The organism is Candidatus Bathyarchaeota archaeon, from assembly GCA_026014745.1.
Classification (GTDB): domain Archaea; phylum Thermoproteota; class Bathyarchaeia; order Bathyarchaeales; family Bathycorpusculaceae; genus Bathycorpusculum.
On the sequence record JAOZHS010000002.1, the window covers coordinates 184,946 to 202,053 of the forward strand.

Sequence of the window (17,108 nt, forward strand, 5' to 3'; positions counted from 1 at the left end):
TGTTTACACTCCAATATTTTTAATAAACCATGATTTCACCGAGAATTCGGTGCGATAAATTGGGGGTTTGAGGTCGACTCGGTCGAGGTTTCGGTAGCCAGCGACGTCACAGTAGGTTACGCCATTAACTTGGGCGGTGCAGGAGGCGTAGTCGCAGAAGAGGCTGGCGGCTGTTTGACCATCGCTTGCATGGACGGTAGCGACAAGCAGCCACACATGACCGTCAGAATCAATGAGGTCGGGCAAATCGGCCTGCACAGCCACGGTAACAGACGAGTCGGCTGCAGTTGCCGCTGAAGTCTGGTTGTGCTGCCACGCCTCCGCCGCATTGTTCCAAACTTGGACTACGAAACCGTCGCCGCCAGGAGCCGTGCCATAACCCTCAAAAGATAACACTAACTGCTTCACAGTGTCGGGGGCGCTGTCAATTTTGAATCCTAGCAGCAAAACCGCCGACTTGTCTGCCTCTGAAATGCTGATTTGGTAACGTGAGTCGTCGCTATACCACAATTCTTGATATTCACTGTCGGAGAGTTCAGCCCATCCAGATGTAGGGGGGTTTTCTGTGTCGCCATAAAATGCTTTTGAGCCCTCTTTTCCGACGCCTGCTCCGACAAAGCTATAGAGGGTCTCGTGGGGTTTGTTGCGGTTCTCGCAGATAACGCGGTTAACTTCATCCACAAGCTTGGCTCGAAGGCTTTTTCCGCCTTCAGCGGCGTTTAGCATGTCGGCTGCCCAAACATTAACCCGCAAAGCCGCGGTGCGCTGTCGGATTTTACCAGTTAAATCAATTTTCTTATCCAAGCAATCCGCCAAAGCCACCGTAACCTGCCCATCGCCGCTGCGCAGCGCGTCGCTGTTTTGCCATTCACCCGACACGGTAACTGTCGCTAAACTGCCATTATCCTTTACCACATGCAGATTATTCCGCAGTAGCCGCATTATGGTGACGGCGGGGTCTTCAGTTTGGCTCATTGATGTAGCCTCCGCAGCGTCGCTTTGCGGAACAGGACTTGGTCTTTTAGGGTGAAGTCTTGGGTGGTGGTGACTTCGTAGTCGAGTCCGTTGCGGGTGACTTTGTCATGTCGACGGAGCGGTGCGTAGACGTGTAGGGTGAGGTAGTCGGTGGTGAGGTAGCCGGGTTCGAGGAGGAGTTCTTCAGTTTTCTGGGGCAACACGATGGCTTTTATTGTGGTGGCTTCGCCGTAGACTGGGCTGTCGCCTGTTTGGATTTGAGGGTGAAGGGTGAGGTTTTCGCCTTTGCTTCCCAGCACCTGCACAAACCTTGTCAGGGGCGCCTCATAATCCGCAAACATTATTCCAAGCCAGCACACCGTCGCCATGGCCTGCTTAACCTCAACGGGCGCGTAATCAGCGTGTCTGGGACCCCAAAACATGAACGCCTCCGCGTGGGCACTGATGGTCTGCGCGCTATGGGCGTAGGAGGGTTGGTCGTGGCGTTGGCGGATTTTTCCAAGGATGCCCGCAGTGACGGCGTCGTAGTAGTTGCAGGCGGGGGTTTTGGTTTTGACGTTTAGGTAACCTGCCCAGCAGACCGCGGGGTTGTAGGCGGGGTATAGAGGCGATTCAGCAATGGCGCCTAATGCTTCATAGACGTTTTTGACGGTTCCGCTGTAGCCTTCGTAATCGTTGAGACCCAAGAGGGCATAGGCGATGGAGTCATCGTAGACTGTGTCGTCGCCTAAGCCTACCCTGTGCCATCCACCGTCGCCGGCTGGTTGGGGATCAAAAAATAGGGCTAATGCTTCTATGCCGGGGCGGTAAAAGTTGGCGGCATCTTGGACCATAACCTGATAAGCTGCCTTGTTTGCGGGGTCAGCTTCCGTTAGCAAGCCCAACGCAACCAAATTGTAGAGAGATTCCACATCCATCTGAGGCTGCCACACACCCGAATCGTCAACGGCGCGGGCAAATCCACCGTGATAACGGTCATGCACTCCTTGCTCGGAGGGGCGATGTTGCATGTTGTAGAGAAAAGTGCCCACGGCAAGTTTAGCCGCATCCAAATAGGCACCATCCGAGGTCAACTCGTACGCTTTCAGCAAGGCAGGAACCACGCGGCCCACGTCCACGCTGTAGCAGGCGACGCCGTTTTCGGTGCATACAAACCCGCCAAACGTCGCTTTCTGGCGGTCTTGTACTTGTTGGGTGAGCAGCCAGTCGGCGAGTTCCACGATTTTAGCTTCAATTTCACTGCTGCGGTCTTCAAACTGCAAGTTAAAGTAGGCTTCATAGAGAAAATCCACCCCAAACCCAGCGGCAAATGCTGCTTTGCCCCACGTCAAATCGGGCCCCGTTTGGGGGTCTACATAGAGGTAGGGGGCGTTGTCCATGACAAATTGGTAGTAGACTTCGGGAACCTGCATGACTATGCGCTCCGGAGGCTGGGCTTTTTTAGGCTGCAGAGGAGACGTTCGACTTCAGCTTGGAGGACGGCGAGGGGCGGCGTGTTGCCTGCTACGCTGATGTTTTGGTCGCCAACGCTGAAGTTTAACCCGACTGCGGAGCCGCCTGTTAAGTAGCAGATTGCGTAGACTGCGGAGAGCAGGGTTATGAATTCTTTTTCTGCGTCAGTGCAGCCTGTGGGGTCGACGGGTTTGTTTAGTTCTAGTGCGAGTGTGGTTGCGGCGCGGTTGACCATTTTTTGCAGCTTATCGTCGGGGATGTCGCTGCTGGTCAGATTGATGGTGTCGCGTACGTCGCTAAAGGTTACGTTTGCCATTTTGGGTTTACCTCAAGCTGACAACAGGCGAATAAGCGCGATTTAAAGAATTTTGAGGTTATAAAGGCAGAAAAATACCTATTTTCAACAATAAGCTAATTTTTAAAGGTATTTCATAAAAATGCTTTTTTGAAATAGATTAAAAAACCAGCCATTACCCAAGCAAAAAGCTTGCCAGCCCAAAAACCAACAAAAAAAGAAAACAAAAAAGCAGGGATAAACACTCAGTCTATACTTCACTCTTCACCTTAGCCAAATACTTATTCACCAAACCCGAACCCGAAACCGCAACATTCACCAACCCACCAGAAATCAACGCTAAGCGAAGGAACCCACTTAACGTGCCGAAATTCAAAGTTGCAGGCAAAGATGTCCAAGTAATTTTTCGGTTGCCAACATAAAGCGTCCCCGTAGCACCAGAACTTGTTGTACCCGTCGAATAAGGCGAGACTGCGGGGATCTCAAGGCTTGTTGCATCAGGATAGGCATATAGTCCGAAAGCACAAACAGTAATCTGCAGAGGCATACCAGCATCAATTGTATATGCGGAGGAACTGCCAGAAGAAATAAAGTTGTACTTGACGTTGACAAGTTGCTGCACCGGATTCACAAAACTAAGAGTCAAAAGCCTAAAGTTTCCTACATAATACTCGTTTAGGTAGGCGCCATGGGAACCCAAATCAACACCACTATGCGTAGCATACAATGAGTGCCTAAGATGAGGATATACTCCAGTATTGATTTTAACCCAACAGAATGCAACGTATGTTCCAGCAGGCAAATTATTATAGCCTTGATACAGGTAGGCGTTGCTGCCGTAGCCCGTCAAAGTCGCCATAATACTGTGACTACCCAAAATACCCGCACCGCCATCGCTAAACGTGACTGAACCACTCGTCCACACAGAACCCATAGCAGTCCAACCCGAAGGCGTAGACACATAAGGCCCCGAATTAAAGTTCGGATTTACCAGCAAATTAGTAACCGATGCCGAGGTAACGGTGATTATAGCGTCTAAAAGCGTTCGCGATGAAACTGCTATGCCGCCGGCTCCAAAAGTGGAGCAACTAAATTTGTCAGCCCCATCGATTATATAGTTGGCTTCAGCACGAGTTAAACGCTTAAACCTTCCCAACGGATAAGTTGCGCCTGCATTTCTATCAGCGAAATATATGTAGTCGCCAAATAAGCATAGGTCAACGCTTGCACTTGTATGGTCAGCAGTAGCTTTTAGGCGTGTCAGCACCTTCCAACTGTTACCTAAATCAAAAGACACAATAATCGATTGGTACGTGTCATAGCCGCCTGCTGCAGGGTTAGGCGAATTGTCTGTTCCTGCGTATAGAACGCCGTTTTCCGAGTCAAAAACGATATGTTTGAAAATTACGTTTGCAGAGCAGATACCGACTAGGGGATTAAAAACGGGTGCCCATGTGTTGGTTACATGAGTGTACTTTATCGCGGGTGTCCAACCGTCACCGAAGTAAATTGTGTAGTCGCCCATGTTGATGAATGCACAGTATCCGTTGTGGCCACACACATTTGTCCAGTTAGCGGCATTCGTTGGGTCGGTTGCGTCGGTTGAATCCGCTGGGTTGCCTGCATACTTCCACATGCTATGTCCCGAATCGCCTATGGCAACAATTAACGTGTGGGTTTCAGGAATCCAATTCATGCTGTGAATATGCCGCATGTCGTAAAAGTTAGTCGGGCTAAGCGGCGAGGGAACCGCATAGAGCGGAAACATTGTCGTAAAGTTTGTCCAAACGCTCCAAGTTGCGCCGTAGTCGGTAGAGATATAGATTAGGGGGGCCGTAAAATCGCACCATTCACCGAGCAAGTGCCTGCCGTTACCTAAGTCCACAAAGTTAAAGGTCGGCACAGACCCGTTGTTTTGTGTGGTTGAGTCAGGTTTAGTCGAAGAAAGCGTTAAGACACTTGTCCAAGTCGCACCTTGATTGGTGCTTCGCCACACTTTCCCATCCGTATTTGAACCTGAAGCGATACTAACAAACAAATGCCCTGATGAGCTCTTGTGCACAAAAGTTGAGCCAGAGGATGGGCTCCCGTCGAATATTTTCTCAAAGTAAAGACCGCTACCGCACCTAATCGCCTTAAACACTTTAGCGTCAGTAGTACCAATCAGCATAGTGTTCTCGTCGTATTTGAGCAGGGTATATGGCGTATAGGAAAATGCTTCTATAGGCTCTATGTTGAGACTTGTTCGTGGAGGAAATAGACTCTTCCCAGCATCGCCTAAAGGCAGAATAACTCCACCCAAGTCAAAAGAAGGCACACTCATCGTTAAGACCTCACAATCTGCTGCAGAGTCCCATCAGCGTTCCAAGTGAAAGTCAACGTAAACATCAGGTATGTACCATCATATGCGGAGAGGGTGGCAACTGTTCCGGTAGTGTTCCAAGTGAAACCGAGTTTGGTAAGTTTACGCCCTGGCGGTGGACACGTCAAACCCATCAAGGCACTGTGGATAGCTCTGTAAGCTTCCTCGTAATGCCCGTAGGGTACCTCAGTCATCTGCGGTCACCTCAAGTGGAGGGGTAGGTTCCCAGAGTTGCCAACCGAATTTGGCGGCGTTTTTGCGAAATTCCTCTTGGCGAATGAGGCCTTGGCTTGCGGCTTGTAGAAGGTCAGTGAGGCTTGGTTGCTGGGTTTTGTAGGGACTCCAATGTAGGCGTGCTTGAGCTTGCGAAGGACTCAACCCTGCCTGCAAAAGTATGGTATCGAAGAGTTCACGTTCTACTTGGCGTTTAATGTAGCGTTGGATGGGCTGAATTAGCATGTTTTGAAGTTCCAGCGCGGCGTTAGCGGAGGCTTCTGTGAAACCCGGTGTACTAAAGAGGCGGGGCAACGGAGTTTCGCAGCCAAGATAGAATTGGTTGATAATATGGTCAACGTAGTATTCGAAGCGGGCACGAGGGTCAATCGAGACAGGTTGGATGCTGCCTTTGCCGTTGTAGAAAAGCCAGGCGCCTTCTTCGCTACGGGTTTTGATGGCTTGCTGAAACTTGGCGATTGTGTCATCGTCAGCACGTTCTAGAAGCGCCAAAACGTCTGGTCCAGCATATTTCTCAAAAATCTTGGGCATAATACGCTCGATTCTGGCTTTCATAGCGGCGTAGGCGGGGCGTTTGTCGCCATGGAAAGTTAACGAGTGCAAAAGCACCTGTAACACGCCCGTGCCGTAGCCCGAGTAATCAAGGCAGTTAATACGCCAATGGACTAACGCGTCTTGGGATAGGGTTTCGCCACCGTAGGTTTGCCTAAGCTTATAGCCCTCAATCTTGTAGGGCACTTTGAGGACTTTATCGTCAAGGTAGCTTTGCTGAATGCGCTCTACAGCGTCCACGGGTAGGCGGTGGAGGTTCTGGGTGTTTTGGGGGGTAAGTTTGAGCCAGAAATCATTACCGCATGCAATAAGCATCCGCGCCATGTCTCCGAGCAAAGCGTCCAGGTTCACGTTTTCGTTAAAGTTATCTATGACTTGTTTGGCTTGGGCGGCTTTTTCGTAATCATCGTTTATGGTGGTGTAGAAGCCGGAGCCAACTGCGGATGCCGCTAAGAGGTCTACGCTTGATTTGCAGGAAGGATCCCGCTCGTAGAGTTTAATCACATCCGCTAGGGGGATAGAGGGCGTCTCGTAGACGAGGGCAGTTTGGGGGGATGCGTAGCCGCTTTTAGCCTTAACCGCAAACGACTCCAAAAGGCGACGAAGCGTGCTGCTCATGTGATGGCCTCCAAGAGTTTGCTGCCCTTCTCAGTTATGATGTAGTCGGAGCGGTGTTTGGGTTCACTTTTCTGCACGTAACTACCTTCAATGAGATAGCGGAATATGCCTTCAAAGGAGGCATGCGTACCTGCTTTGCGGATGGTTCGCTGTTCAAGTGCGGTTCGGGAAAGCGGCTGTCGACTAAGTTCATGCAATACGGTTTTTGCCAGGTTCATTCTTTCATTTAATCTTCTCATATGTTTCGACCTCGAGTTTTAGATTACAAAAAAATTGGGGAAATGGAGTGGTCATGATGTTGCCTGCCTATGTGAGGGTGGTGGCTATGTTGGTGAGTTTGGCGATGGCGTTGCTGCGCAGCACGCCTAATCCGAAGCGGGTGGTGGCGCGGACGCCATATTTGCCGTTTTTGATGTCTTCCCAGTCGTCCACGGTTATGTCTCGGCGTAGCAGCATGACAGAGGCGACTCGGGTGTCAAGGGCATATGCGGTGCCGTTGGGGACAAGTGTGCTGGCTTGGACGCGCATGCCAAGCACGCTGGTAACGGTTCCGTCGTCGAGGTTGGTCTGCGCGGAGGGCAAATATTGGGCGTGAATGAATTTGTCATCACTCAAGAGTTGGTGAAGTTGAATTTCGTTGACGGCGAGTACAGTGGGTTTCCAGTTTGCAGCGCGTAGAGCATTGTGCATTTTTAGAAGCCCAGCCCAGTTCATGGCGGCGTTGCCTTGGTTTATGGGGGCTCCGCCCGCTAAGTCTGCGTCTGCAACTGAACCGTAGAGGGCGATGATGCGGTTGGTTTCGTCTTCTCCTAGTGCGCGGCCTACTTTTTCGACCATGCTGTTCATGACGTTCCAGCTTGCATCCTCCAAAAACTCTCGGGTCCATTCCTCTGAAGATTCAGCCAAGATGTTGGTGTAGACATCAACAGTGCTGTTTTTTGTTCCGCTCAGACGGGTGGCGGCTCCTTCGGCATATCGATAGGCTACTGCTTTTTGGTCAATTGGGAACCGTTCCATAGGGACTGTGGTGGGCATTACTGTGATTATGTCTCTGCCGATTAATTCGGGGTAGGCAGCTTGCACAAGCGTGTCATGCAAACGACCCAAAGCAGAGATGGAGTCACTGAATAAGCCTTCTTTTATGCCTACTTCGCAGTAGCGTTTAAGGAAGGGGTGGACATTGGTTTTGTGACGTTGGGTTTCGAGGTGTTCTTTGAATTCAGCGTTTTGCTGGAGAGATTCAAACAAGTGGGGTTTCATGGCGGTCACCGTTCAACTTTTATGAAGAGTAAGTCGTCTGCTGCGGCGGTGGTTTCTTGGGCGGTTCCAAGGCGACGGTTATAGTAGATGGTGTAGCTTGCGGTGCCTGCCTCGTTTACGGCTTGTTCAGTCAATTCAAGGACGCGTTTGGAGGCGTCTGCTGCGTAAACGGCTTTGCCGCGGGTTATGACGCCGCCAGCTTTGACTTTGACTCTGCCATGGGTCAAAACGGGGCATTGCTCGCCTGTGGAGACGCTTTTTAGCGCGATGCCGATGCAGGTTTGAGCGGCGGCTGCAGAGGAGACTTTGTGGTCGCTGCTGTAATAGACTGGGTCACCTTTGGTTATGGCTGCTTCAGCTTCGATTGATTCTATGGCTGCGTGGGGGTCGTCGGTTTCGCCTATACTCATCCAGCTTTTAGAGGTAAAATCAGTCATTTTGTGTTACTCCCTTTTTAGTGCGTGTTCTCCGAGTTCGTCCTCAGTTACTTACGGTCAACTTTGTGACTATCCTGCATTGCTTTGAGCTTGAAGAGTACACGGGAGAGCTCTTGGCACATGCGTTGGGGACCTAAACTCCAACTCCGCTGAACCAGATGGCTGGGTAACACTGCCTCAAGGAGGCGTATGGCTTGGCTTACGGGTATGGTGGGTTCGGCGGGTTTTTTGAAGAAGCCCTCCGCGAGTGTTGCAGCCTGGGCACCTGAGAGGGGGGTCAGGTAGCTGGGGTGTAGTTGGAGCCAGTCGCGGATTTTGTTTTGATCCCACCTTTTTTCTTGCGAGAAATAGATGGCTTGGGTACGTTGAAGTTCGGGTTGGCTGCGGGGTTTACCCATTATCGCCAATATTCCGTTTTCTCGGTTCAGCCATACCGTGCTATAGTGTTCGGGCATAAACAGGGCGATATCTTGATAGAAACCCAGCGTGTATTCGCCGACTATAATGGGCAGGGTTTCTTGTTCTTTTAGGTGGAGTTTTTCGATGATTTCAATGTTAGTTTGGGGGACGCCGGGGACGGCGACGAGGCTCATCTCTGCGTTGTAGAGGCCATGTGGCACTTTGCCGTTGACTAAATCGATGGTTTCATAGTCTGCGCCGACACTCACGTGCTTGATTAAGCCGTTGCGGATTTTCGATGCGGTTTCTTCATCGTATATTTCCGCGGTGTAGAGAAGGCTTTTGCCGTCCCATTGGGTCTTTGTTACTTTGCCCACGGCGTCTTGGGCAGTGACGTGTTCAAGGTATACAGGTGCTTCGAGTAGTTTGCTGGCAAATGCCTCTAGCTCCTCGGGGGTGTAGATGTTGAAGTTGCGACTCATCCCCGCTGCTAGGGCGATGCCTTGGATACGAAGGGGCTTATCGAGAACTTTTTCGGCAATCACAAAGGGCAGAACCGCGCAAACATGCTCTTTGGCGCCTGTGAAATGCTTCTCAAACCATTCCTGCGCAGCTTGCAGCGTCCAACCCTTGTCTTTGCTAAATAGGTAGCTTTGGATTTCTTGGGTATCCTTGTCTAGTGGTTTGCCGACGACGGCTTGGATTCCTTCGGCCTCGTTTAAGTTGATTGTTTTTAGGGTTTGGGGCTGGAAGTTTTGGGGGTTTTTATGCCCGCTTTGTATCGTTTTTGATGTTTCTTCCCATGGCATTTTGCTATACCTCACACGACTAATACCAAGCATATATGGCGTCAAAGTGAAAAGGCGAGTTGTACCGTGCTTTAGCCCATGCGGGGGGTCACCTGTGGTCCCTTCGGCGGGGTGAAACTAGGGAGAGAAAATGGATATGGTTAGAAAATGTGTAGTTAAAGTCGTGTTAAGTAAAGAACAGCGAGAAATCCTCTGCGAATTGTCCACTCGGCTGGGAACCAGTGAGAGCGAAGCGATGAGGATGGCGCTTATGGATTATGTTAAGCAGTTGAGTTTGATGTCGGAGGCGTTGCATCGCAAGAAAACTTTCAAAACCGACCAGACCTGAGGTCTACGGTGGATATTTGGGTTAATTGTTTGGTTGGTTGTTGCATCATACTGTAATCACATTATTTTATATCCGATTCGTTTCTAACTCGACTATAGAAGAACAGCCTCCCAGTTGGGCAGGCCTGCGCCAAAACGGTAAGGCGCTTTCCTTTTCCTTTCGTCCTTATCAAAAAAGCGTGGAACCTGCCCAATCCCCATCGATTAACCAAAAAAGGATAAAAACTGTTTAGGCTAATTTTTTGGTCATGACGTAGGCGTCTTCGCCGTCACTATAGTACCCGTTGATGGTTCGGGTAATTTCGAAACCAAGTTTCTTGTAGAGCGAAATCGCCGCTTCATTGGTTACGCGGACTTCCAAGAAGCCCTGTTTAGCCTTATAATACTCCATACCTTGGAGCGCCTTGTTGATTATTGCTTGGGCGACGCCTTTGCGTCTACTCTGAGGCATAACCGCGATGGAAACCACATGTCCCTTGCGGACTAAACCGCCAAAGCCATAGTTTGATAATCCAACTTCAATACGGCACATTATGTAGCCGATTATGTGTCCGTTTTCTTCGGCAACAACGAATGTTTCAGGGAATCTCTGATGGAGATCCACGAAGAAGAAGTCAGTGTAGTTTTCGGGGAGACATACACGGTTAATCTGCATGACATTTTGTAAGTCGTCGGGAACAAATTTGCGGAGTGTGAAAGCTTGCTGCATCGTTTCGCCTTGCTAACAGGATTTCACCATCCCAACATAAAGGTTACGCTTAAAACAGTTACTGTCGCTTCAAAGTAGCCGCCGCAAAGGGCATTATAATTTGGTTTATTCAAGCGACTTATACACTGGCAAAGTGTAGTTGCCCTGTGGCATAGCCCAAACTCTTGAAGCTGAACCGGCAAGCTTGAGCGCCTCGTTGAGGGCATCGTTGACGGCTCGGGCAGTTTTTAGTTTGAATATGCTAGTGGCGTAGTAATCGGGCATGGATGAAACTAAGATTATTGGGTGATTTTGCAACGCTCTCAGGAGATAGTAGACTTTGTGTCCGCCCATCACGAAGTTGCGCCGCACTTCACGTTCTGCGCTTTTTATGTCGCTGAGTCGCGTCATCCAATCGTAAAACACTTGATTTCCAACGCCCTCTGTACATTCCGCTACTAGAATGATTACGCCGTTTCGCTTTACGACATCTAAAACGTTTTCAACGCTTTTGAGTGCCTGATATAGGTTGATGTCCGCGGGGTATCCGCCTGCACTAAGGACCACTATGTCAGCACGGCGGTCCACAGTGACTCGGTACAATTCATCAACTAATTTTACGCCTTCCATAAATGCGGCTTCTAAATCGCCTGCGAACGCTTTTACGATTTCGCCCTTTTTGTTTTCGACTACGTTGAGGATAAAATCTACTTTTGCCAGCCGCGCTGCCTCCATCATGTCGATGTGGACGGGGTTGTCTTGCAGGTTGCCTGTGAAGGCGTTGGAGTTGACCATTAGGGCATGGTTGACTTTTATTGTTTCTTCGCCAGCCACAGCGGGCAAGACGCTTTTTCTGCCTCCGCCGTATCCAGCATAGTAGTGAAGGTTCACATCGCCAAGCAGCACACGGACATCGGCTTCGGCGAATACACGGTTAACCAGGACTTTGTTACCTTGCGTCTTAGTGGTTCCAATATTGACTAAGTCGGGGGCGCGGCAATCATGGCTAATGGCTTTTACGCGTTTGAGCACTTCTTCGCCGAGTAACTCTTTGGCTTCTTCAGGCTTAGCTGCCCGATGGGTTCCACAGCCAAAAATTACCGTGATGTTCTCGTCTTTTACCCCTGCAGCGCCGAGTTCCGCTAACACGGGCAATATTAGGGTTTGACTGGGAGATTTTCGGGTGGCGTCGTCTACGACTATGGCGACTTTGCTTTCTGGCTTGGCTATTTCACGTAGAAGTTTGGTTCCTATGGGTTCTTTGAGGGCACGTTCCACTTCGGCTTTTGGGTCCGCTACGCCTTGGCGCTCCGCAGGTTCAATTGTGCCTAGCAGGTTTCGGGCGGGAATCCGGACACAAACATCGGTTTTTCCGTAAGGTAACCAAACATCAACCATGGCTAGTCACGCATATTATCATCTACTCACCTTAAGAAACTATTAAGCCTTATTAAACCCCCACAACCTCTGGGCGGCTTGACCTTTTTGCTTTTTTAACAGTTACTAACGATTACCCAATTTCAAAAAGAAGGCTATGTAAAGCGAATCGGAAACGCAACAAAACACACCTACACTCGAAAGGGGGCCCGTCACACTTTGTGTTCTGTTGAGTTTGCGTTTGGCTGATATGGTTTTTATTGCGCCGTGGCATTTTCATATTGAATTAGAGGAGAGGTACACAGGGTTTGAATGGTAAACCACTCGTCAGCATAATCAGCGCCGGCATGTCAAAATTTGGAAAACGCGACGGCTTATTAACTCGTGAACTATTCAGCGAAGCCGCCAAAGAAGCCTTTGACCGCTGCCCCAAACTGCAGCCTAAAAGCGACATAAAAGCCCTCTTCGTGGGGCACATGGGCGAAGCCTACGAACACCAAGGCCACACGGGAAGCACCATAGCAGATTGGGCAGGTCTCGCAGGCGTTCCAGCCACCCGCACCGAAGCCGCATGCGGCTCATCAGGCGCCGCCCTACGCTCAGGCGTCTATGCAGTTCTCTCTGGCTTAGCAGACGTGGTGGTAGTCGGGGGAGTTGAGAAGATGACTCATCGCACCACCGCCGAAGTCACCGAATACCTCGCCATGGCATCTGATTATCCCTTTGAACAATTCCACGGCATCACCTTCCCCGGACTCTTCGCGTTGATGGCAACCGCGCACATGCATGCTTACGGGACTACCGAGGAACAAATTAGTACAGTAGCCGTCAAAAACCACTATCACGGTAGCCTCAACCCCAAAGCACATATGCAAAAAGAAGTAAGTCTCCAAACCGTTATGGCTTCCAAGTATGTGGCGTGGCCCCTTAAACTCTATGACTGCTCGCTTATCTCTGACGGCGCCAGTTGCATCATCCTTTCAAAGCCTGAGCTTGCCAAAAAATACAGTGACCAAACCGTCCAAATCGTTGGCAGCGGTCAAGCAACCGATACCATTGGGCTCTATCAACGCAAAAGTTTCACCTCGCTTAACTCTACTAAACTCGCCGCTAAAGAAGCCTATCAGATGGCTCAAATCACGCCCGAACAGGTGAATTTAGCAGAAGTCCATGACTGCTTCACCATCGCAGAATTGATACATTACGAGGACCTTGGCTTCTGCAAAGTAGGAGAAGCAGGCAAATACGTTGAAAGCGGCGCAACCCGCCTCGGCGGCATCTTACCAGTCAACACCAGCGGCGGCTTAAAATCCAAAGGTCACCCCGTCGGCGCAACAGGCACCGCACAGGCATACGAGATGTATCTGCAACTCACAGACCAAGCCGACCGGCGCCAAGTACAAGACGCCCAAATCGGGTTAACCCAAAACATCGGCGGTTCAGGCGCTACCGCGTCTGTGCACATATACAGGAGAGACCAATAATGAGTAACCCAACCGACCCCTTTACGATTGAGCAATTCTACAAGTTCCTATCCCAAGGCAAACTGATGGCTGGCAAATGCTTAACTTGCGGCAAAATCCACCTCCCCCCGCGCCCCCTATGCGACAACTGTTATAGTCAACAATTCCAGTGGCTACCTATCAACGGCAAAGGCAAACTACTCACATACACCGTAATTCATGTTGCGCCTCAGCAATTCCAAAGCCTAACGCCTTACGCCGTCGGCATCGTTGAACTTGAGACCGGCCTTAAAATTCCCGGCATGATTCAGGGTCTCGGGCAGGAGCAGCTTAAAATCGGCATGGAACTCACGCTGGACTTCGGTACCTGCAGTTCGCCGCAGCAGTGGCCTCAATGGCCCCGTTACTGCTTCAAACCGTAAGCCTAAAATTCATTATTTTTTTAAGGCGGGAGTTATCGACAAGATATAGGGCGCCGGAGTCTATTTTTTAAAAAATATCATTGTTAACTTGGTGAGAACATGATGCCGGAAAAAATCTCAAATTCAGGAAGAGAGAAAACTCCCAACATCCGCAGTCCTCACCAAGGGATATAGTGCTAGCTCGTTTGATTTATGTGTAACGCCGTGAAAACCGTAGCGAGCGCGGTCACTAAACTTGAATGATTTTTTCAAAAAGCGCCTTGAAGAGATGGTCATGTATTTGTTTAGCTACTGTTGAACGTTGGAGGGGGTCTTTGCAGAGCCTTCGGTGTTCTTCAATGTGGGCATCTATGGCGCCTCCCACTGCTTCAACATTTGGGATAATTGGAATTTCGAACCCGCATGTGCATTTTATGACGGCGCCTTTTTTTGGAAGCGTAGTGTCCGTTGTTGTTTACCTCCCAGCCCTGTCTAATTTGCTGCTTTAGCATATAAATTTTGCCAAAACATAGCAAAATTGCTTGGTTAAAGCAATAATAAAAGCGGGTACAGCATTCGTCGGCTCGCCGTTAAGCCTCTAGTAAACTTAATTGTCTTAACGCTTAAATACAGTATTGAACGAATATTTTCCAATTTGGGGGGAACTTGTATGGAGTACCGAGCGTTACTCAGGTCGGAACTCAAACAGAAAATTCTACTCAGCTTGCTAAAAAGTGACAAAAGACTTTCAGATTTAAAAGCTGAAGTTGAAAGCACCGAAACAACCATACTCCATGTCCTCAAAGAATTTGAGAAACTTGATCTAACCACAAAAAACGCAGGCACATATAGCCTCTCGCCATTAGGGCTCATAGAAGCCCAACTCTGTGATGCGTGTTACAGCACGACAGAAGCAATGGATAAATTCAAAGCGTTCTGGTTAACTCATGACACACACCAGATACCACCCGATTTAATGCTTAAAATTGGCATGCTCAAAGAATCCACGATAGTAAGAAGCGAACGAAGCGAATTATCAAAAGTCCACGAGAACTTTTTGAAATTGATGACGAATACTAAAAAAGTGCAGGGGACCTCTTCGATATTTCACCCCGACTTCGTTGGCATCTTTAAAGACATCCTGAACTCAGGCGGCTCTATTGACCTGATAATAACCGAAGAAGTCTTCAGCAGAACCTTTGAAAGCGCAATATCCACCGGCGATGGAGAATTATTCCAGAAATTTATGCTTGAAGGACGACTGAACCTTTACTTGCTTGACGAAATAAAAACCGCATTAACCGTAACAGAAAACGTTTTTTCAATGGGGCTTTTCCATTTGGACGGCCAATACGACTACAGCATGGACTTAGTCTCCACGGATGCGAATGCTTTGCAATGGGGCGAAGAGTTATTCCAAAGTATCCTCAAGCAAGCTAAGAAGGTGAGCTTATAGTTGGAATAAACCATAAAGCAAACGCATGCACCTTATTGGAAAAAGTCCTAAAATTAACTTTGTCAAACTCGATTTTCCTAGCTTTGAACGGCACCCTAGTTTTCGTCTTCGCAAGCCTACTCTATGAAATCCCTATTTCACTAACTCTAGCAATCGCGGCTTTTTTGATTACATATTCCGTTTACAGTTTAAACATGGCCACAGACACCAAAGAAGACACTATAAACCAAACTGAGGCTGCCCCAAACAAAACACTGTTTTACCTCGTTCCTTCAATAATCTGTTTGATTCTCAGCATTGCCATAGGCGCTCTTTCAGGCTTTAGTGTGTTACTTATCTTGCTTGCACCTCTAATCATAGGTTTCATTTACAGCATAAAATTAAACAAATCAATACCACGCCTAAAGGAAGTCTTAGGCGTCAAAAGCATAATTGTGGCATTAAGTTGGGCAATCACGGGAGCGCTTCTACCGGCGACAATGCAATCTGTTGCTGTTTACAAAGAAATCATGGTATTCTTCTACATTTTCATTCAAATCCTCGTGAACACCATAATCTTTGACGCTTTAGACACTCGGGGAGACCGCGAATCAGGTATACTTACGATACCATTAGCATTAGGATTAAAAAATACCAAAAAACTGCTCTTGGGCTTCAACGGGATACTTGTCATATGGTTTATCTGCTGCCTAATTACGGGCGTTTTCACCGAATACTCACTTACTTTAGGCATCGGAATAGTCTACGAAGTCTTGCTTATCTGGTACTTCTTTAAGACTGCGCGCCCAAGACTACAAGCCGCTGTAATAGTGGATGGTGAATGGTTACCGCTTGTATTATTGCTAAAAATGCTCATCCTTAGGTGACTTTGCTTATTTTTTAGGGTGCTTTAGAAGTTGCAGGTTCGGGGAACTGCCGACATTTATTTATTTTCGGTTATATATAGGAGTACTGTAACATATTGTATATCTTAAGAGAGGACACAGCCATATTGAAACGGACGAAACTGGAAGATTATTTGGCGATTTTGCAAATTCTATTAATCAATAAGCGGCCACTTGAACTCTTAGAAATCCAGAATGCCACTCGTATAGACTCCACCGAATTGGAAGAACAGTTAGTGTTTTTGCAAGAACAAAACGCCCTCAAAAAAGAGTTTTCAGGCTCAGCGCAAGCCTTTTTCCTTCTGCCCTTAGGCGTTAAGCTTGTGCGATACTTCAACTCGAAGCTACTCTACGAGCAGTAGTTACATCTGCTTTTTTGACGAACCTCCAATAATGATTGGTTAAACGAAAAACTTACTCCTATTGTTTCCCTTTCCTTTGAAGGTCAATAAATTGGGCTCCGCTCCAAAAACTTGTCTAGTCGCCTGCAGCGTGCTTAAGCAGGAACTCCAACAACTCATCAAAGAAGGCAAACTCAACGCCGACTTAGTGTTGGTCAGTAAAAACTTCCACATAGACTACGCCCTGCTGGAAAGTAACCTCCGCAAAATGCTTCAACACACCAAACAGCGCTATGGTAAAATCGTGTTGGTCTACGGTGACCTCTGTTTGGGGCCGGATGGAGAAATGAAGAAACTCGCCGACGAGTTTAGCGTTGTAAAAGTGGATGCGCTCAACTGTATTGATTGTCAATTGGGGGGCGGTGGCAAATCAGCGGAGGCGGACCCTGAGCATAATTTGATGTTTATGGGTCCGGGGATGATAGAGTTTTTTGCAGTTATGAAGGCGAATTTGAAGCAGCAGGGCATGGATGAGGCGGCGTTTTCAGCGATGTATAGCGGCATCAAAGGCATGGTTTTGCTTGATACCTGTGGTGATGCGGAGCGGCACCGAAAAGAGTTGGAGCGGTTAGGCATCGGATTAGAGGTTCTTGAGGTAAGAAAAGTCGGGTTAGACAACGTTTGCAAGGTTGTTTTAGACGCCATTAGCCGCGCATAAGCCCTCGAAGGCGGCGTTGAACTGTTATTGTAGCTGTGTTCTGCTTGTTTGAGTGTTATG

At 48.7% G+C, this 17,108-nt stretch carries 19 protein-coding genes; 7 read left to right on the top strand and 12 right to left on the bottom strand.

Translation table 11 applies throughout. The annotated features are described in order from the left end of the window. Nucleotides 1-3 precede the first annotated feature (3 nt). From NWE92_07650 to NWE92_07695, 10 genes are all read right to left on the bottom strand, one after another. Nucleotides 4-975 carry a hypothetical protein gene (locus NWE92_07650; GenBank protein MCW4029505.1) on the bottom strand — a complete coding sequence of 324 codons (972 nt, stop codon included), beginning with the start codon at nt 973-975 and terminating at the stop codon, nt 4-6. Continuing rightward, on the bottom strand, nt 972-2,387 hold the full coding sequence (locus NWE92_07655) for a hypothetical protein (protein ID MCW4029506.1): 1,416 nt from the start codon (nt 2,385-2,387) through the stop codon (nt 972-974). Before NWE92_07655 ends, NWE92_07650 begins: the two co-directional genes overlap by 4 nt. A gap of 2 nt (nt 2,388-2,389) precedes the next feature. Further along, nucleotides 2,390-2,743, bottom strand: coding sequence for a hypothetical protein (locus NWE92_07660; GenBank protein MCW4029507.1), 354 nt, complete (start codon nt 2,741-2,743; stop codon nt 2,390-2,392). A 229-nt stretch (nt 2,744-2,972) separates the two neighbouring features. After that, entirely contained in the window at nt 2,973-5,045 is a 2,073-nt protein-coding gene (locus NWE92_07665) for a hypothetical protein (protein MCW4029508.1), read from the bottom strand. Nucleotides 5,046-5,047: 2 nt separating this feature from the next. Next, nucleotides 5,048-5,278: a hypothetical protein gene (locus tag NWE92_07670; protein MCW4029509.1), complete on the bottom strand. Its 231-nt coding sequence runs from the start codon at nt 5,276-5,278 to the stop codon at nt 5,048-5,050. After that, nucleotides 5,271-6,488, bottom strand: a complete 1,218-nt coding sequence (locus tag NWE92_07675) for a hypothetical protein (protein ID MCW4029510.1) — start codon at nt 6,486-6,488, stop codon at nt 5,271-5,273. Before NWE92_07675 ends, NWE92_07670 begins: the two co-directional genes overlap by 8 nt. Beyond that, entirely contained in the window at nt 6,485-6,706 is a 222-nt protein-coding gene (locus tag NWE92_07680; protein ID MCW4029511.1) for a hypothetical protein, read from the bottom strand. Before NWE92_07680 ends, NWE92_07675 begins: the two co-directional genes overlap by 4 nt. An 88-nt stretch (nt 6,707-6,794) precedes the next feature. After that, a complete protein-coding gene (locus tag NWE92_07685; protein MCW4029512.1) occupies nt 6,795-7,748 on the bottom strand; it encodes a phage major capsid protein in 954 nt (317 codons plus the stop codon). 5 nt (nt 7,749-7,753) lie between these two features. Beyond that, the gene (locus NWE92_07690; protein MCW4029513.1) at nt 7,754-8,185 is read right to left on the bottom strand and encodes a DUF2190 family protein; all 432 of its coding nucleotides are present in this window, start codon (nt 8,183-8,185) and stop codon (nt 7,754-7,756) included. A 47-nt stretch (nt 8,186-8,232) separates the two neighbouring features. Further along, nucleotides 8,233-9,393 (bottom strand): DUF2213 domain-containing protein, encoded by a 1,161-nt coding sequence (locus NWE92_07695; GenBank protein MCW4029514.1) that lies wholly within the window; start codon nt 9,391-9,393, stop codon nt 8,233-8,235. A 130-nt stretch (nt 9,394-9,523) separates the two neighbouring features. Between NWE92_07695 and NWE92_07700 the strand changes: the two genes are divergently transcribed. Continuing rightward, the gene (locus NWE92_07700) at nt 9,524-9,721 is read left to right on the top strand and encodes a hypothetical protein (GenBank protein ID MCW4029515.1); all 198 of its coding nucleotides are present in this window, start codon (nt 9,524-9,526) and stop codon (nt 9,719-9,721) included. A gap of 228 nt (nt 9,722-9,949) precedes the next feature. Here NWE92_07700 and NWE92_07705 read toward each other — a convergent pair whose 3' ends face one another. Both NWE92_07705 and larA read right to left on the bottom strand, forming a co-directional pair. Next, nucleotides 9,950-10,429, bottom strand: a complete 480-nt coding sequence (locus NWE92_07705) for a GNAT family N-acetyltransferase (GenBank protein MCW4029516.1) — start codon at nt 10,427-10,429, stop codon at nt 9,950-9,952. Between the two features lie 105 nt (nt 10,430-10,534). Then, nucleotides 10,535-11,806 carry a nickel-dependent lactate racemase gene (gene larA, locus NWE92_07710; protein ID MCW4029517.1) on the bottom strand — a complete coding sequence of 424 codons (1,272 nt, stop codon included), beginning with the start codon at nt 11,804-11,806 and terminating at the stop codon, nt 10,535-10,537. Between the two features lie 287 nt (nt 11,807-12,093). On the opposite strand from larA, the gene NWE92_07715 reads away from it, so the two are divergent. The 6 genes from NWE92_07715 (at nt 12,094) to NWE92_07740 (ending at nt 17,048) form a co-directional block, all read left to right on the top strand. Continuing rightward, nucleotides 12,094-13,269, top strand: coding sequence for a thiolase domain-containing protein (locus NWE92_07715; GenBank protein MCW4029518.1), 1,176 nt, complete (start codon nt 12,094-12,096; stop codon nt 13,267-13,269). Further along, complete coding sequence (locus NWE92_07720; GenBank protein MCW4029519.1) at nt 13,269-13,670, top strand: Zn-ribbon domain-containing OB-fold protein; 402 nt, start codon at nt 13,269-13,271, stop codon at nt 13,668-13,670. The genes NWE92_07715 and NWE92_07720 overlap by 1 nt, the downstream gene beginning before the upstream one ends. A 649-nt stretch (nt 13,671-14,319) precedes the next feature. Next, the gene (locus NWE92_07725) at nt 14,320-15,105 is read left to right on the top strand and encodes a DUF1724 domain-containing protein (protein MCW4029520.1); all 786 of its coding nucleotides are present in this window, start codon (nt 14,320-14,322) and stop codon (nt 15,103-15,105) included. 59 nt (nt 15,106-15,164) lie between these two features. Beyond that, entirely contained in the window at nt 15,165-15,971 is an 807-nt protein-coding gene (locus tag NWE92_07730; GenBank protein MCW4029521.1) for a UbiA family prenyltransferase, read from the top strand. Between the two features lie 125 nt (nt 15,972-16,096). Further along, the gene (locus NWE92_07735; GenBank protein ID MCW4029522.1) at nt 16,097-16,351 is read left to right on the top strand and encodes a hypothetical protein; all 255 of its coding nucleotides are present in this window, start codon (nt 16,097-16,099) and stop codon (nt 16,349-16,351) included. A 76-nt stretch (nt 16,352-16,427) separates the two neighbouring features. Further along, nucleotides 16,428-17,048, top strand: a complete 621-nt coding sequence (locus tag NWE92_07740; protein MCW4029523.1) for a DUF1638 domain-containing protein — start codon at nt 16,428-16,430, stop codon at nt 17,046-17,048. The last annotated feature ends 60 nt before the right edge of the window (nt 17,049-17,108 follow it).

What these genes read in the sequence shown, in the direction of transcription:
- NWE92_07650 (MCW4029505.1), bottom strand. Translation starts at nt 975, where the DNA reads ATGAGCCAAACTGAAGACCCCGCCGTCACCATAATGCGGCTACTGCGG.
- NWE92_07655 (MCW4029506.1), bottom strand. Translation starts at nt 2,387, where the DNA reads ATGCAGGTTCCCGAAGTCTACTACCAATTTGTCATGGACAACGCCCCC.
- NWE92_07660 (MCW4029507.1), bottom strand. Translation starts at nt 2,743, where the DNA reads ATGGCAAACGTAACCTTTAGCGACGTACGCGACACCATCAATCTGACC.
- NWE92_07665 (MCW4029508.1), bottom strand. Translation starts at nt 5,045, where the DNA reads ATGAGTGTGCCTTCTTTTGACTTGGGTGGAGTTATTCTGCCTTTAGGC.
- NWE92_07670 (MCW4029509.1), bottom strand. Translation starts at nt 5,278, where the DNA reads ATGACTGAGGTACCCTACGGGCATTACGAGGAAGCTTACAGAGCTATC.
- NWE92_07675 (MCW4029510.1), bottom strand. Translation starts at nt 6,488, where the DNA reads ATGAGCAGCACGCTTCGTCGCCTTTTGGAGTCGTTTGCGGTTAAGGCT.
- NWE92_07680 (MCW4029511.1), bottom strand. Translation starts at nt 6,706, where the DNA reads ATGAACCTGGCAAAAACCGTATTGCATGAACTTAGTCGACAGCCGCTT.
- NWE92_07685 (MCW4029512.1), bottom strand. Translation starts at nt 7,748, where the DNA reads ATGAAACCCCACTTGTTTGAATCTCTCCAGCAAAACGCTGAATTCAAA.
- NWE92_07690 (MCW4029513.1), bottom strand. Translation starts at nt 8,185, where the DNA reads ATGACTGATTTTACCTCTAAAAGCTGGATGAGTATAGGCGAAACCGAC.
- NWE92_07695 (MCW4029514.1), bottom strand. Translation starts at nt 9,393, where the DNA reads ATGCCATGGGAAGAAACATCAAAAACGATACAAAGCGGGCATAAAAAC.
- NWE92_07700 (MCW4029515.1), top strand. Translation starts at nt 9,524, where the DNA reads ATGGATATGGTTAGAAAATGTGTAGTTAAAGTCGTGTTAAGTAAAGAA.
- NWE92_07705 (MCW4029516.1), bottom strand. Translation starts at nt 10,429, where the DNA reads ATGCAGCAAGCTTTCACACTCCGCAAATTTGTTCCCGACGACTTACAA.
- larA (MCW4029517.1), bottom strand. Translation starts at nt 11,806, where the DNA reads ATGGTTGATGTTTGGTTACCTTACGGAAAAACCGATGTTTGTGTCCGG.
- NWE92_07720 (MCW4029519.1), top strand. Translation starts at nt 13,269, where the DNA reads ATGAGTAACCCAACCGACCCCTTTACGATTGAGCAATTCTACAAGTTC.
- NWE92_07725 (MCW4029520.1), top strand. Translation starts at nt 14,320, where the DNA reads ATGGAGTACCGAGCGTTACTCAGGTCGGAACTCAAACAGAAAATTCTA.